This window comes from Photobacterium phosphoreum (assembly GCF_002954725.1).
Classification (GTDB): domain Bacteria; phylum Pseudomonadota; class Gammaproteobacteria; order Enterobacterales; family Vibrionaceae; genus Photobacterium; species Photobacterium phosphoreum.
Genome location: NZ_MSCQ01000001.1, coordinates 1,413,941 through 1,430,363, shown reverse-complemented (window position 1 = coordinate 1,430,363; position 16,423 = coordinate 1,413,941). Strand labels below are relative to the sequence as shown.

Annotated in this window: 14 protein-coding genes; 7 read left to right on the top strand and 7 right to left on the bottom strand. The window is 39.6% G+C overall.

The genetic code is table 11. The features are described from left to right. Nucleotides 1-114: 114 nt before the first annotated feature. The 4 genes from BTO21_RS06330 to ebgR form a co-directional block, all read right to left on the bottom strand. A complete protein-coding gene (locus BTO21_RS06330; RefSeq protein WP_045030608.1) occupies nucleotides 115-1,545 on the bottom strand; it encodes an amino acid permease in 1,431 nt (476 codons plus the stop codon). 153 nt (nucleotides 1,546-1,698) lie between these two features. After that, entirely contained in the window at nucleotides 1,699-2,151 is a 453-nt protein-coding gene (locus BTO21_RS06325) for a beta-galactosidase subunit beta (RefSeq protein ID WP_045030609.1), read from the bottom strand. Then, the gene (gene ebgA, locus BTO21_RS06320) at nucleotides 2,151-5,228 is read right to left on the bottom strand and encodes a beta-galactosidase subunit alpha (protein WP_045030611.1); all 3,078 of its coding nucleotides are present in this window, start codon (nucleotides 5,226-5,228) and stop codon (nucleotides 2,151-2,153) included. The genes BTO21_RS06325 and ebgA overlap by 1 nt, the downstream gene beginning before the upstream one ends. Before the next feature lie 250 nt (nucleotides 5,229-5,478). Next, entirely contained in the window at nucleotides 5,479-6,456 is a 978-nt protein-coding gene (ebgR, locus tag BTO21_RS06315; protein WP_045030613.1) for a transcriptional regulator EbgR, read from the bottom strand. Between the two features lie 344 nt (nucleotides 6,457-6,800). On the opposite strand from ebgR, the gene BTO21_RS06310 reads away from it, so the two are divergent. From BTO21_RS06310 to galM, 3 genes are all read left to right on the top strand, one after another. Continuing rightward, the gene (locus BTO21_RS06310) at nucleotides 6,801-7,862 is read left to right on the top strand and encodes a UDP-glucose--hexose-1-phosphate uridylyltransferase (RefSeq protein ID WP_045030614.1); all 1,062 of its coding nucleotides are present in this window, start codon (nucleotides 6,801-6,803) and stop codon (nucleotides 7,860-7,862) included. A gap of 74 nt (nucleotides 7,863-7,936) precedes the next feature. Continuing rightward, on the top strand, nucleotides 7,937-9,127 hold the full coding sequence (gene galK, locus BTO21_RS06305) for a galactokinase (RefSeq protein ID WP_045030616.1): 1,191 nt from the start codon (nucleotides 7,937-7,939) through the stop codon (nucleotides 9,125-9,127). An 18-nt stretch (nucleotides 9,128-9,145) separates the two neighbouring features. Further along, nucleotides 9,146-10,234, top strand: coding sequence for a galactose-1-epimerase (gene galM / locus BTO21_RS06300; RefSeq protein WP_045030618.1), 1,089 nt, complete (start codon nucleotides 9,146-9,148; stop codon nucleotides 10,232-10,234). Between the two features lie 55 nt (nucleotides 10,235-10,289). On the opposite strand, the gene BTO21_RS06295 is transcribed toward galM, so the two are convergent. Beyond that, nucleotides 10,290-10,808, bottom strand: a complete 519-nt coding sequence (locus tag BTO21_RS06295; protein WP_045030620.1) for an AAA family ATPase — start codon at nucleotides 10,806-10,808, stop codon at nucleotides 10,290-10,292. A 233-nt stretch (nucleotides 10,809-11,041) separates the two neighbouring features. On the opposite strand from BTO21_RS06295, the gene BTO21_RS06290 reads away from it, so the two are divergent. Further along, nucleotides 11,042-11,398, top strand: a complete 357-nt coding sequence (locus BTO21_RS06290; RefSeq protein WP_045030626.1) for a DsrE/DsrF/TusD sulfur relay family protein — start codon at nucleotides 11,042-11,044, stop codon at nucleotides 11,396-11,398. Nucleotides 11,399-11,496: 98 nt separating this feature from the next. Here the strand turns inward: BTO21_RS06290 and BTO21_RS06285 are convergent, their stop codons facing one another. Continuing rightward, nucleotides 11,497-12,525: a substrate-binding domain-containing protein gene (locus tag BTO21_RS06285; RefSeq protein WP_045030628.1), complete on the bottom strand. Its 1,029-nt coding sequence runs from the start codon at nucleotides 12,523-12,525 to the stop codon at nucleotides 11,497-11,499. A 200-nt stretch (nucleotides 12,526-12,725) separates the two neighbouring features. Here BTO21_RS06285 and BTO21_RS06280 point away from each other — a divergent pair, with 200 nt between their 5' ends. Together BTO21_RS06280 and BTO21_RS06275 are read left to right on the top strand one after the other, a co-directional pair. Beyond that, the gene (locus BTO21_RS06280) at nucleotides 12,726-13,058 is read left to right on the top strand and encodes a tRNA-binding protein (protein WP_045030631.1); all 333 of its coding nucleotides are present in this window, start codon (nucleotides 12,726-12,728) and stop codon (nucleotides 13,056-13,058) included. A 493-nt stretch (nucleotides 13,059-13,551) separates the two neighbouring features. Continuing rightward, nucleotides 13,552-14,559, top strand: coding sequence for a transposase (locus BTO21_RS06275; RefSeq protein WP_105026731.1), 1,008 nt, complete (start codon nucleotides 13,552-13,554; stop codon nucleotides 14,557-14,559). A gap of 358 nt (nucleotides 14,560-14,917) precedes the next feature. Here the strand turns inward: BTO21_RS06275 and BTO21_RS06270 are convergent, their stop codons facing one another. Then, nucleotides 14,918-15,781: a LysR family transcriptional regulator gene (locus BTO21_RS06270; RefSeq protein WP_045032534.1), complete on the bottom strand. Its 864-nt coding sequence runs from the start codon at nucleotides 15,779-15,781 to the stop codon at nucleotides 14,918-14,920. 119 nt (nucleotides 15,782-15,900) lie between these two features. Here BTO21_RS06270 and BTO21_RS06265 point away from each other — a divergent pair, with 119 nt between their 5' ends. Continuing rightward, complete coding sequence (locus BTO21_RS06265; RefSeq protein WP_045032532.1) at nucleotides 15,901-16,266, top strand: YybH family protein; 366 nt, start codon at nucleotides 15,901-15,903, stop codon at nucleotides 16,264-16,266. The last annotated feature ends 157 nt before the right edge of the window (nucleotides 16,267-16,423 follow it).

The window sequence follows — 16,423 nt, the reverse complement described above, 5'->3', positions numbered from 1 at the left end:
GTAAAAATGTGACGATGATGTAATTAAATGGTTGTGTTTTTTGATTGTTAAGATGTAAAAAAGCCTTGAGGGAAAACTCAAGGCTTTGATGAAATATAACTATAGTGATAATAACTAATTTGTAGGCGTTACTGTTTCCAATATTGATTTTTGCTCTGCGGCTAATTGACTTTCATAGCGGTTATATTTCCACCATGCGTAGCCAAGGAATATTACAATTCCACCAACGTTATAGAAGATAATAGTCATAATATCCGCGCCGGTTGGGAAGGTTGAAGCTAAGAAACCAATACTGAAAATACCAATTAAAATCGACACCATCACAATACCCGTTGTACGTGAACCCATTTTAAAGTCACGTGGTAGGTGGTCTAGTTTTAAGCGTAAGTTTAAGTAAGCAATCATAATAAACAGTGGTGGTAACATAGATGCTGCAGCAGTCATGTTGATCACTGTGCTCATTAGCTCTTGTACAGAATTAGAACCTAGCATCGGTACGATAAGCAGTGGAATAACGATAAAGAATTGCGCCCATGCTGCACGTGCTGGAACGCCATTTTTATTTAGCTTAACGGTTTTCTCCCCAAAGATACCAGCCGGAATTTCAGAAAAAAATATCTTAACGGGAGTGGCTGTCCACATCAGTAGTGAGCCAAGCATTGCGGTAAATGACACCACACCAACGAAACGGTTCATCATAATTTCAGGTAAGCCGTAATGACGTGCTAAGCCTTCAAACACTTGTACTGAACCACCGGTAAATTTCAATGCTTCACGTTCAACAAATACGTTAATAAGTACTGAAGAAACACAGTACAAACCACCGATAAAGATACCTGCAAAAATAATCACTTTTACAAACGCTTTGTGACCACCTTTTATGTCGTTAACGTAAACAGAGACTGATTCAGCACCACCTGCTGCCATAAATATCCATGCAGTTACGCCAAAGAATGCCCAGTTAATTTGCGGTGTTAATGCTTCTACTGTAATTGGATCTGCGGGTTGAATACCTCCCATCACAGCAGCACCTGCCAAGATAATATATGACAACGTCAGCACTAACATAAATGAAGATGTTACTGAGGTAATTGGCCCTAACATCTTTGCGCCATTGGTTGAGACATAAGTCGCGAGGGCAAATAAAGCGATACTTAATAGTGTGGTCGTTGTTGGCGTGAAAATATATTCATATCCGAGGAAGGCGTAGGAAGCATAAGCGATAACGCGTGGTAGTAATGAGGTAAAGAAAAAAAGGTTTACAAACCAATACGTATAAGCAGCGAGGAAAGCCCAACGTCCACCGAGAGAGCTTTTAACCCAAGCATAAACACCGGCTTCTGAATCTTTATTCAGTGAAACAAATTCAGCAATGATTAAACAAAATGGGATGAAATAAAGTAGGGTAGCAATGAAGAACATAGGGGTTGACGATAGACCAATCTCAATATTGTTGTTGATAACATTATTGAAGCTGTATACCGCCGCAAAGGTCATCGACAGTAGACCAAATTTCCCTATGGTATTACGTTTTGATTCAGACATGAGAATCTCCGATGGATCACGTTGAGTATTGTAGGATGTCTATGTGTTTGGTTTAAATCCAAACCATAGGTTATTGTTTTTATGTTTTATTTTTTTGGATTGCTGTTGCTGCTGTATAACCGCCAGCGATGATTAACTGGCGGTTATAGAGGGTTATTTATTAAGGAAGTAGCCGTCCTCAATAGTGACACGTAAAACGACTTTTTGAAGGTTATCGCTAGCACTGAAACGGTGTGCTTGATGATTTTCAAAGATCACCATTTGTCCTGTTTCTATGCGGTGTGCTTGACCTGTTCCTGTAAAGTACTCACGGTCAGTTTCATCGCTGTATGGATGAGTTAGAGTGAGTGTATCTTTATCAGCACATTCGATGGTTTCACTGCCTGCAAGGTAATAATGAACATCAAAGTAACGACGGTGACCGACAAATTGTTCATCTAATTTTGCTGGGCCATGTTGCACACGATAGGCTAGTGAATCACCGACAGAGTGAAAGACATTGGGCTGAATATTGCCGATGTTCTCAATCGCTTCAACGCAGCGATTCCATTTACGACCATCGCGGTACAGGCTTTTGAATTGATCCAGTGATGCTAAAATAATCATTATTTGTCTCCACCGATGCGCGTTGTAGTAAATGTTTGGTTAGCAAGGTAACGACTATCACAATCTGCTTTGCTAAACGGTACTAAACTGACTTGATAGCTAAAGTCATTAAAGTAAACACGGTATGAATCCAAGACTTCTGAACCCCAAGAGTTAGAACCTAAGCCCATTACTTGATGATCAAGATTGACCGTAATGTAACCACTAGGGTCAAGCTCATTAATGTGTTGTGCTTGATGAATATGTTGATTGGTGTAATGCCATGCGCTGAAATTAATTTCTTGCTCAGGTTTAACCAATAAACCTACACCATGACGGTTAGTTAAACTTGCCCAACGGACATGCTGACGGTTGCCGTTATTTTGTGGGAATGGGTAGTTCTCAAACATATTGCTAACAGTGGTGTTATAAATATCAATGATGTTGCTCTGACAGCTATCTTGATAACTTTCTTCAGGACCACGACCGTAATATTCAACCTGATCAAATTGATTATGGATCCCTAAATCCAGACCAATAACAGGAATGACATGTGGGTAATCACCGTATTTATTGCCACTTAACGTCATGTTGACTTGACCTTGAGGACAAATTTCAAAACGGTATTGGCAACGCATACCAAAATCTAATACTGGTGGCGCAACAATACTGTTAGTAGTAACAATAACTTTGCCAGCAATTTGTTCGACATTGATGCTACGGAAATGCTCTTGCATAATTTGCAGGTGAGCTGGGTGCCATAAGCCTTCATATTCTTGCTTATGGTTATCAATCATTGGCTTAAAGAAGCTCATTGCAGGCGATGATGCAATTAGTTCATTATTTTGGCGTAGCCATGATGTGAGCTTGCCATCGGTTTTTGAGAAACGAAGCGTAAAGTCGTAACCGCTAATTTCCCAATCAAGACGATTTTCAATAACAGTCAGTGGCATCGCATTGTTATTTTCAAAGTGCTCGGCATAGGCGGTATTTGGTTTGGCTTGGTATTGGAATATGCCTAGTTCATGGTTTGCTTCGCTGTAAGATGTACGCGATTTTTTACGCATCGATACATTCACAAACGTTTCGCGCTGATCCATAACGGGTAGTACTAATTCAATGTCGCGTGATTCACCTGCTGCCAAACCGGTAACGGTAATTTGATTAAAGGTTAGTGTGTCGCCTTCAGCACGTACTGCGATATCAAACACAACATCATCTAGAGTAGAGAACCAGTATTTGTTGGTTACTGTAATAATGCCTTTAGTGTGATCTTTAACAGCAATTTTAACTGGGCAAATAACTTGTTTATATTCACGTAAACCAGGACCTGGTGTTTGATCAGGATAGATCAAGCCGTCCATACAGAAGTTGTAGTTATTTGGATAGTCGCTGTAATCACCACCGTATTTATAAACATCACGACCGTTTTCATCTTGCTCGTAAATGCCGTGATCACACCATTCCCATACAAAGTGACCTTGGATATGGTCATGTTTATAGAACACGTTTTGATATTCAGTGAGTCCACCAGGACCATTACCCATAGCATGAGCATATTCACAAATAATACGCGGTTTAGCATGTGGGAATTCACCAAACTCATTCATCATTTGGGCACGAGAGTACATAGTACTAATAATATCAACCACTTCTGCATCACGATCTTCTTCGTAATGTACTAGACGGGTATCATCAATCGCTTTGGTTGCTGCGTACATTGAACGAATATTACAGCCGTAGCCAGATTCGTTACCCAGTGACCACATAATGATAGAAGGGTGGTTCTTTTGGGCGTGGATATGACGTTCAATTCGCTCAACAAACACTTGTTCCCATGCTGGATCATCGGTGATCATGCTGAGGTTGCCAACGTTAGCGAAACCGTGAGTTTCAACATCCGTTTCAGCCATCACAAATAAACCGTATTGATCGCACAGTTCATAAAAACGCGGATCGTTAGGATAGTGTGCGGTACGTACAGCGTTAATATTATGCTGCTTCATCAGCACGATATCTTTTTCTACGCGATCCATGCCTACTGCACGGCTGTTAAGATGATCGTTATCGTGGCGGTTAACTCCATGTAACATCACGTATTGACCATTGATTTCAAACAGACCATTACGCACTTTAATATCGCGGAAACCAACACGTTGTGGAATAACTTCAACCACAATGCCATCTGCATCGCGTAAAGTTAAAAACAGGTGGTATAAATGTGGATTTTCAGCGGTCCAATGGGTAAGTGCTGTCATTTTGATTGCAAAATCAGTATGGGTAGTACTTGCAATCGCTAGCTTGGAAACGTTTCCATTTGCAACCTGAACGTGGCCATCATAAAGAGCGTAGTCAAGGCTGTAATCACTAACAACATTACCACTGAGGTTTTCTAAATCTACTTTACAGCTCAAGGTTGCTGCTTGGTAATCATCATCAAAATCGGTACGTACAGTGAAATCACGGACGTGGACAGGCTCTTTTCCGACTAAGTAAACATCACGGAAAATACCCGCCATCCACCACATATCTTGATCTTCGATATAGGTTGAATCTGCCCATTGCATAACGCGTACAGACAGTAAGTTTTTGCCCGAATTAACAAAAGCTGAAATATCAAACTCAGCCGTTAAGCGACTACCTTTACTGAAACCAACATATTGGCCATTCACGTAAACTTCAAAGTAGGTTTCAACACCATCAAATTTAATGATGGTTTGTTTTTCATTCCAGTTGTCGCTTAAAAAGAAAGTGCGTTGGTATGCGCCCGTTGGGTTATTTGAAGGAACAAAAGGTACATCAATAGGGAAGGGAAAGCCTTCGTCGGTGTATTGTAAGTTACCGTGACCTTCCATTTGCCACATGTTTGGCACTTGAATACTGGTCCAGTCACTCATTTCTTGGTTATAGAATTCTTCAGGAACTAATAGTGGATGAGTGAAGAAATTAAATGTCCACTGGCCACTTAGCAACATAAAATGCTGACTTAAATCACGCTGAAAGCGTTGCGCTTTATTTAATGCGTTGTAAGAGAAAAAGTACGCACGAGGTGCCAGTCTATTTTCGCTAAGTAAGTTAATGTTTTCCCAGTTATTCACGATGCCTCCGAGACATGTTTTAATTATCTGGGAACATTATTAAGTAAACTTTTACTAAAAAATACAGGTAAAACTTTTTTGTATTAACTCGATCACATTCTGTTTTGAGCTTTGTGAGGTCGACAACAAAAAAACAATCACGGCGGTTTATTTGAGTGATCTCGCGCTTGTTTTGAAAGGTTTGATATTTTTAATACAAAAAAAACGACATCATTCATGTCGTTTTTATGTTTTAAATTAATGCGTTATTTTATTTTTTGGTTGTGTCTCGTAAAATTAATTGGCTAGGAACAAACACTCTTAATGGAATAGTTCGATCATCACGGCTGCGTTCTAATAATAAATTAACTCCTTGAGAACCCATCAGTTCTGAGTGAATTCGAAAGGTTGATAACGGCGGATAAGTAAACTTTGCTGTTGGAATATCATTAACACTGATTAAACTAATATCATTTGGAATATTCAACCCACTCTCATGTATCGCGCGTAATACCCCAATGGCAATCGAATCTGATGCGACAAATAATGCATTAGGATGATCAGTCGCGAGCATCTTTTTTGCTAATGAATAGCCAGATTGACTACTAAAATCACCACGGTAGATATCTTTATCTGAAACAACGCCTTTGAATTTGCCATATTCAGTAAACGTTAACTCACGAATATCATATTTATCGGGGTTATCCTGACCACCAATAAACCCAATCCGTTGGTAACCTTGTTGGGTAAAGTGGTTAATGACCTCTTTGCTGATCCGTTCTAAATCAATATCAATACAATCAATATCAAGTTGGTGATCGGTGTAATCAACATAAACCGTATTACTTGATAAGGCACGTACAGCGGCAAGGTTGTCTTCACTTACTTGACCAATAATCAATATTCCATCTACGGCTTTAGGGGCTGCGGCAATATTGCATTCATAGATATTGGTAAGCTTAATGCCAAGTTTATCGCATTGAGTGTCAATACCATGTCGAATAGCTAAGTAATATGGGTCATCGACCTCAACATCTTGTTTGTAATTATACAAAGCAAGGAAATGCAGCGTTTGTTTTTTCGCTGATTTTCGAGATTGACTGGTGGTGTATTCAAGCTGCTCAGCAATTTCAAATATTTTACGTTTGGTTTCATCTTTGACACTAAGGGTTGGATCATCGTTTAAAACACGAGAAACCGTTGCTAATGATACGCCCGCTTTGGTTGCGATTTCTTTTAATGTTGCCATTTGTCCTCCGGCAATCCCTGCAACCTGAATAATGTTTGCTGTGTGTTTGAGGGACATGTAGTTATATTTTATAGAATTATACTATCTATATTTAGTAAAAAACTCGAATACTTTAGTTTTTGTTAATGAATGTTTATTCTTGAAATTGGAAGCAATGTGTAAATACGTTAAAAGTATTGAACCATAGGGCTTAAATAAGCAATGAAGATGATCTTAATTTGTGAGGATCGGCACCAATTATTGTTTTTGTGGAAACGTTTACATAACGTGTCATTGATCACGGAAGTAAACCTAAAATCAATTTAGACTTTTTAGCATTACAGAATCACAAGAGCACAATTATTATGTCTGAATGTTTTGATCCGATTGACCATCCTCATCGTCGTTATAATCCGTTAACAGGGCAGTGGGTACTTGTTTCTCCTCATCGTGCTAAGCGTCCGTGGCAAGGTGCTGATGAACAGCCACAACCGGAATCAAATGTTGCTTATGATGGTTCTTGTTTTTTATGCCCAACCAATACCCGTGTTTCTGGTGATAAAAATCCTGATTACACGGGGACTTATATTTTTAGTAACGATCATGCTGCGTTAACGGCGAATACACCCGCAGCGCCTGAACACAGTAATCCTTTATTTCGTTGCCAAAGTGCGCGTGGTTTAAGCCGTGTTATTTGTTTCTCACCTAACCACAGTAAAACACTGCCGCAGTTATCTGTTGGTGCTATTCGTAAAGTGGTTGATACATGGAATGAACAAATAGAAGAGTTAGGTCAAGATTACGTTTGGGTGCAAGCGTTTGAAAATAAAGGCTCAGTGATGGGCTGTTCACAACCACATCCACATGGTCAAGTTTGGGCGAATAACTTTTTACCCAATGAAATTAGCCGTAAAGATACCTTATTGCGTGAATATTATGCGCAATACGGCACTAACTTATTAGTTGATTATGTTAATAGTGAGCTAGAAGACGGTTCTCGTACTGTGGTTGAAACTGAGCATTGGTTGGCGGTGGTGCCTTATTGGGCAGCGTGGCCTTTTGAAACCATGCTATTACCTAAAACCCATATTCGTCGTATGGATGAACTGACATCTGCGCAACGTGATGATTTAGCGTTAGCGATTAAAAAACTGACCAGTCGTTACGATAATTTATTTAAGTGTTCATTTCCTTATTCTATGGGCTGGCATTACGCTCCTTTCTTTGAGTCGGATAATAATTTTAGCGACACCTCGACTGATCATTGGCAACTTCATGCTCTGTTTTATCCACCATTACTGCGATCAGCTTCTGTGAAAAAGTTCATGGTGGGCTATGAAATGCTGGCTGAAAGTCAACGCGATTTAACCGCAGAACAAGCCGCTGAAAAATTGCGCGCAGTCAGTGATGTGCACTATTTAGATTAATCGCTAGATAGGTTTTATTGATTTAATAAATTTCGTTACCACACGGTAACCCTTGGTAATAGTAGGTAAAAATAATGACAACGAATCGTACTCAACACCTTATTGATAACGTATCTGCCGTTTTTTCATCAGTATTAGGCTATGTAGCTAGTCATATTATTCAAGCACCTGGGCGTGTAAATCTTATCGGTGAGCATACTGATTATAACGATGGTTTTGTGCTTCCTTGTGCGATTGATTATCAAGCCATAGTCGCTGCTTCGCGTCGTGACGATAACATCGTGCGTGTGGTTGCGGTTGATTACGACAATGAAGTTAATCAGTTTGATATCACTCAGCCGCTTGAATTTGATCAACAATGCATGTGGGTTAATTATGTCCGTGGTGTGATTAAGTGCTTATTAGATCGTGGTTATGTGTTGGGTGGTGCGGACATTGTTGTTAGCGGCAATGTTCCTCAAGGTGCGGGTTTAAGTTCATCAGCTGCGCTTGAAGTGGTGATTGGTCAAACATTTAAAGCATTATTTGATCTTAGCATCAGTCAGCAAGAGATAGCGCTTAATGGTCAACAAGCAGAGAACCAATTTGTCGGTTGTAATTGCGGCATCATGGATCAGTTAATTTCGGCAGAAGGCGAACAAAACCACGCTTTACTGATTGATTGCCGTTCATTAGTAACAACTGCTGTTGCCATGCCTGAAGATATGGCAGTGGTGATCATTAACTCTAATAAAAAACGTGGTTTAGTGGATAGTGAATACAACACTCGCCGCGTACAATGTGAACAAGCGGCAGCTTTCTTTGGTGTGCCGGCATTGCGTGATGTAACACTAGCCATGTTTACTGAGCGAGAAGCAGAGCTTGATGTGATGGTGGCTAAACGTGCGCGTCATGTGATCACTGAAAATATGCGAACTGAACTTGCCGCCATTGCTTTGAGTAATAGCAACATGGCGGTACTTGCCGAGCTTATGGCTGAATCACATGCTTCAATGCGTGATGATTTTGAAATCACCGTTCCTGAAATTGATACATTGGTCGATATGGTGAAAGGTGTTATTGGCGATCAAGGTGGCGTACGTATGACCGGCGGTGGTTTTGGTGGCTGTATTGTGGCACTAGTACCGCCGACATTTGTTGACGCTATTACCGCTGAAGTGAATGCTAAATATCAGGCAGCAACAGGCTTACAAGCAACTATTTATGTGTGTAAAGCTATGGCGGGTGCCGGTGTTATCAATGAAAACCTTATGGTTGAAGCGTAATTTAAAAGGCGATTGAGTATGTTAAATAACCTACCTCAACATGCAATTGCGTTACATCAATCTATGACTGTTGATATGGCAACGGATGGTTTGCCTGCCAAGTTGATTACTATTGTTAATCAAAATGGGATGTCAGTAACCTTGATGGATATTGGCGCAACGTGGCTCAGCTGCTGTGTACCAGTTGCTGCGGATCACCAAACCGTATACAGAGAAGTATTGCTTGGGGTAAGTACCCTGAATGATTTTTATCAGCAACAGGCGTATTTAGGCGCAACGGTTGGGCGTTATGCTAATCGTATCGCGGCAGGTAAATTTAATGTAGACGGTGAGAATTACCAAGTATCGACCAATCAAAATGGCAACTGTTTACATGGTGGTGAAACGGGGTTTGATAAACGTCGCTGGCACATGCAGCAATTGAATGCTACTGAAGTGCAATTTAAGTTGTTATCTGCTGATGGTGATATGGGTTTTCCAGGTAACTTGCAGGTTGTGGTGACCTATACATTAACTGAAAATAATGAACTTACGATTCGCTACAGTGCGGAAACAGATAAGCCAACAATTGTTAATTTAACCAATCATGGTTATTTTAATTTGTTAGGCGCTGATAGCGGGCATGATTGTTTATCGCATCAGTTAACGATCAACGCTGATCATTATTTACCGACAGATCAGCAAGGGATCCCATTGGGTGAGTTTAATGCGGTTGAGGCAACAAGCTTTGATTTCCGCCAGCCTAAAGTGATTCATCAAGATTGGTTAATCGATGCAGATCAGCAACAAGCAAAAGGGTACGATCACTCGTTTGTATTGCGCTCTGATGTATGTCGAGCAACAACAGCGTGTGCAACCGTGATCGCGACTGACGGCTCGTTAACGATGGATGTATTAACCACCAAGCCTGCAATGCAATTGTATACGGGGAATTATTTGGCAGGGTGCCCTAACCGTATCGGTGGTGAGTACGCTGATCACAGTGGTTTTGCGCTTGAAACGCAGTTTTTGCCTGATTCACCGAACCATCCTGAATGGCAGGATAATGATCCGATATTACGTCCCAATGAGCATTATCATTATTTAACCAGTTATCGATTCCGATAGCGCTTAGTAATGACTGAAACCCACAATCTTAGCGTTGTGGGTTTTTTATTGGTGCTTATTTATTATAAAACGCATTAAGTTGCTGGATAATTTCTTCTTTACCGTCGACGTTATGTAATTTCTTAACGCTCTCGTCGGGCACTTCAAAAATATGTTTAATTGCCTCAGCACTGGCATTCGATATGCCGTTGATACGATATTCTAAGCGTTGGTGAATCAACATATCTGACGTTGTCACATAAATCATTTCTAGATTATTAATCTGCTGACGAATGTAGTCACGATGCTTTCTTTTATAAGCACCCTGAGTAATGACCAGATGAGGATAAATAGCACGATAATGGTTAATTTTATCAACGATACGGCAGAAAAATTTATCTCGCATCTCTTCGGTAAACGGCTGCTTAGCTGCAATAATCTGACGCATCTCATCAGTAAGATCATCATCAGCATGATAAACAAACCAATCGTGATGTGCGCCAATTACGTCACCGACAAATGACTTTCCAGCACCCGATAAGCCAAATAAAAACAGCACTGATGGGGCAGAAGTTAGTTGGAGGCGATGGCTCATTGAATGCTCACTGTAAATGACGGTTAGGTTATGGCAACTGCATTTAACATACAATTGCTCGTTGAGGGCGTTAATGTGCCAAATTATTGCAGTAGTTAAAAGTTTAAAATTACAAAAAATACCGCTTGAGAATAAAAAATAGACATTAGGTGTGGTTTACATTCATAAATGACTACTGAAAACCAGTTTCATGGTAAAACAGTGGTCGAAATTTCATAGAGAGTAAGATAATAATGCAAACCATACTAATGATAATTAATGATGCTCCTTATGGATCTGAACGACCATTCAACGCACTTCGTTTAGCGATCAAACTCAATGAGCAAGAAGCTGAACCTGTTGCGGTGAAAATCTTTTTAATGTCTGATGCCGTAACCTGTGCCTTGGCAAAACAATCACCTTCTGAGGGTTATGATATTCAACAAATGGTTGAAATTGTTTTAGCCCAAGGTAGTGAAGTTAAGCTCTGTAAAACCTGTTGTGCTGCACGTGGATTAACAGCGTTACCATTAATTGAAGATGCTGTTATTGCCACCTTAGATGATTTAGCCGAATGGACGCTTGCTGCTGATAAAGTGTTCACTTTCTGATCAAGCTAATCGAAGCTAAATACACAAGACGACCATACAGGTGACAGTGTCACTTGTATGGTCGTTTCTTTATGCTTAATCGACTGACATGATCTACATTACTGATGTTCTACCACGGATAATCGTTTAACCAATGTGGGTACAAACGTATGGGTAATACTTGAATCTGGTTCTGCTACCTGCGGCATAGATTGTTTTGCTGCTGTGGCTAACTGAAAAGCCAATTGAGTCGCTTGTTCTGCCATTATTTGAATCGGGTAGCGTACTGTTGTCAGTTTAGGATGGAGATACTTAGCAATTAAACCATCATCAAACCCAATTAATGACATTTGAGTGGGAATAGTTAATCCATTGTCTTCAAGTACAGATAAACAGCCAGCAGCCATATAATCGTTATAAGCAGCAATAGCCGTTATTGGCAGGTTTTTGGCGAGAAGGTTGGTCATCGCCATTTCACCACCATCTTCATCTGGCGTACCGTACTCAATATAACTTTGTGGGGCAGTTAATTGGTATGCTTGTAATGCATCTAAATAACCTTGCTTACGCTGTTCAGTATCTTCAATATCGTGATTTGAACAAATATAACCAATATGCTGGTGGCCATTTTTAATCAGGAACTCAGTCGCTAAATATGATCCACGGTGATTATCAAGTGCAATACAACGCTCGGCAATTTCTGCAATAAAACGGTTAATCAGCACCATTCCTGGCACTTCTTTCGCAAAAGCAATTAATTCGGCATTAGACAAACTCTTACTATGAATAATAAGCGTATCGCAACGGTTATTGATCAATAGCTCGATCACTTCACGTTCGCTATCTGCATTATGATAACCATTACCGATCAATAAATACTTGCCATGTTGACGGGCAATATTGTCGATCGATTTGATCATTGCGCCAAAGAAAGGATCCGACACGTCACCGACTAAGACGCCAATAGTATTGGTTGATTGGCTCACCAGTGCGCGTGCATTGGCATTGGGACGATAGCCAAGTGTTTGCATCGCTTGCGTTACTGCCTTAATCGCAGCTTCACTTGCTTTAGGGGATTTATTGATCACCCTTGATACGGTTGCGACAGATACTTCGGCGAGTTTCGCCACATCTTTGATTGTTGCCATGATCACCTCTTTACTGTTCTAGCTATTAAACTACGGTTGTGTAAATAAGGCAATTTAACGGTGTGATATAGCTAACTAATTCGGAATGATATGGTTTGTAAATCAATGTTTAATTGGTAATGTAAACGTTAACACTCTATGCGTGTATGTATAGCAATTATTAATGTGCTTAATGGACTATTAAGCCTGAAGGAGATTCCATGGACACCATTTCATACGCAGATTTTGCCAAATTAGATATTCGTGTTGGAAAGATCATTGATGTTGTTCGCCATGAAAATGCCGATAAATTGTATATTGTTCAAATTGAAGTAGGTGAGACTAAGCTCCAAACGGTAACAAGCTTAGTACCTTATTATACTGAAGAGCAATTGTTAGGTAAGCAAGTGGTGGTGCTGTGTAATTTAGCCAAAGCCAAGATGCGCGGTGAAACATCAGAGTGCATGTTGCTATGTGCTGAAACAGATGATGAATCTGAAAGTGTACTGTTAACTCCAGAACGCTTAATGGCAACAGGCGTAAAGATTGTTTAATTGGTTTTTGTAATATGAAAAGCAGGGTAGTGGCGAGGGTGGCTTGTATTATTTACGTGGCTATAAATCACTTATTCGTCACTATAATTATCTGCCGCGACATGTAAGCCAACCCCCGTCATTCCCTACAGTGAATGCCCGCGAGGGCGATAGGGAATCTATTATCCGCGCGCAGGAATCTTGAATGGTATAGATATGGAAAACTAAACGGCAATCGCCCGATTTTGTGATTACTATCGGGATTCATAACTAAAAATGTATCTGATTTATAATGCTTTTTGTATTATTGCGGGATGAATATTGTAGTGTGTTTAAAGAACGAATTTTGGTAAGTTGTTATGTGTTTTATCTAGTTTAAGGGTATAAATGGAAGTCTCTGATTTTTCAATTGAAGCATTGAAAGTATTTGTTACAAAAACATTGGACAGCCATAACATTGCACATCAACCATGAGCTACTATAGTTAAGCTTCAAGTTGCTTATGGTGAAACTAATGACAATCTCAAGACGGAAATTGATAGAGCCTCAAATTACCCCTTTTTATCATGTGATTAATCGCTGCGTACGTCGTGCGTATTTATGTGGGGACGATCCGTATAACGGTAAAAACTATCACCATCGTCGAGGTTGGATAGTAAATAAAATCAAACAATTAGCAGCTGTGTTTTGTATTGATGTTTGTGCTTATGCTGTGATGAGTAACCATTATCATTTGGTGCTAAAAATAGATACCGAGCAACAACAAAAGTTAACCCCTGAAGAGGTAATATCGCGTTGGTTACAGTTATTTAATGGTCATCCTATTGCAGTGGATTTCTTAAAAGAGGGGCAAATCGGCTCGGATAAACAACAAGCATTATCAAATTTAGTGGCTGAATGGCAACAACGATTAGGTAGCATTAGCTGGTTTATGCGTTGTCTTAATGAAGAAATAGCCCGAAAAGCCAATAAAGAAGATCAATGCAAAGGGGCTTTTTGGGAAGGGCGGTTTAAATCTCAAGCATTACTAGATGAACAAGCATTATTATCGTGCATGATGTATGTTGATTTAAACCCGATCAGGGCTGGTGTTACACCGTCACTAGAACAGTCTGATTTTACCTCGATTCAGCAGCGCATTCGTGAATATCAGCAGCTGAAAACTTCCGCTAAACGATCACCATCAAATAAAGGTCACTTTCAATTATTACCCTTTGTTAGTGGTGAGCATAAAACTAAAAAAGCCGGAATAAATTTTGCTTTTACCGATTATCTCGAACTGATTGACTGGACTGGTCGGTGTATTCGAAATGACAAAAAAGGCTTTATTGGATCTAACCAACCAAAGATGTTGCAACAATTAGGAATAACAGCAGATGCTTGGATTGAGCATAGTGAACAATTTATGGAGCGTTATGCCAATGTAAGTGGTAAATGGTCACAAATGTGTGCTTTCAAACAACGTATTGGTGGGCAGTGGTGCAAAGGAAAGTCTGCGAGTCACCAGTTACATCCTAATTAAATACGCTTCTTATAATCAGATAAAAATACTGCAAGAACCGTCAGGATTGTGGGTATTGGCGATCCTGAGATATGGGAATAGAACAGATTTAACGAAAAAATTTAAATAATAGGCTGCAATTTTTATAGTAAAAGAGTCTGTTGTTGGTGGAATGGTTTATTTTTTAGGGGCTCTATTTAAGAATTTAAATATTTGGCTGTCCAAGATATCTTTCCAAGATATGCTATGTTGGGGCGCTATTTAAGAGTCAAAAGGTTTGGCTGTTCAAGATATGCTAAAATATATGGCTGTCCAAGATATGCTCAGTCCAAGATATGCTCATGAATTCTGTCCAAAATATGAAAATATGGTAAGAAAATCACTGATTCGTCACGATTTCATTTATTTTCTTTTCAATGGCCGCAATCGCTAATGTTACGGTTAAAGGAACATGTGTTTGATATGGGTGTAAAACATAAATTGGATTGGCTATCGACGGTAAAGCGTCTGTTGCAGGTTGAAGACGTTGATTTTGTTTAAGTATAAAATCAGGTACAACACCGACTCCTAGTCCCATTTCTAATAGGCTTACAACATCAAATAACGTATTAGCGCGGTGCTTTATTTGGTATTGAATTTTTTGCTGCTGCTGCTGGCAGCAAAACAATTGCATTATAGGTTCTGTTTGCCAATGTTGTGCAATATAAGGCACTGATTGTGCATCTATCATCATCGTTTTTGAATGACAAAGCACATCACTAAACTGCCCGATCTTACGTTGTTTAAGATTAGAGTTTTTTGATACGCCAACACGAACTGCCAAGTCAATATTCTGCTGAACAATATCCACATGCTCATCATCACTGATGAAATTCAAACTTACGGCAGTATAATCACTGAATGCCATTGTTAGAGCGGGCACAACAATTGATCCCATTAATGCATGGGGTGCTGTCACCGTTAGTATTCCTGATGGAATTTTTGTAAATTCAGAGGCTTCTAACCATGCAGCTTCTGCTTGTTGGGTCATTTGCGCGCACTGAAGGTAAAAACGGCTTCCAGCAGTTGTTAATGTCTGTTTTCGAGTGGTGCGTTTGAGCAGGCAAAGGTGCAATTCCTGCTCTAATTGTTTAAGAGCCAAACTGATTACCGATTTAGACAATTCAAGTTTTTCTGCAGCTTTGGAGATTGAACCGCACTCTACCACTTCAACAAAAATAGACATTAAACGTAGCTTATTCATTAGCATTCCCTTTGTTTATTGTTCGATTATACAGAACAGTTATTTCTTATTAATCTGTTTTTCAGTGTTAATTTTACTTCTAGTATGATCACATATTCAGTAATGACAGGAAAATGAAGATGACTCAGTCAGTTTTAGTACGTGCTCAAGATGGAATTTCAGCTTGGAAAATCGCCTTTAATCATCAAGATGCTGCTGGTTGTGCTGCTCAATATGCAGAAGATGCCATTATGGAAGCACAACCCTTTGGTGTTTTTGAAGGCCGTAAAGCGATTCAAGCATTTTGGCAGAATATTATTGATCAAGGTTTTAAAGATGTTAATTACACCAATATGGTATGGCAATCAGATAATGACACGGGTTATATTTTGATGGCTGATTGGACAATGAATAAAGCATTTGGTGTCGTGCATAAAGAGGTATGGCAACTTCAAGCTGATGGTCAAGCTCGTCTTACTTACGATAAGTTTGAAGTGATTGGTTAGCATCAAAATGTATCATTAAAGCAAGGCATTGATCACAGATTGATACATTGATAATTAAAACCCAATTTAGTGAACTAATATTAGTGATGTTAGGCAGTTACGATATTTATTGTGTGCTACCGTCAAAAGTATTAATCGTACTGAATAGGGATCAACA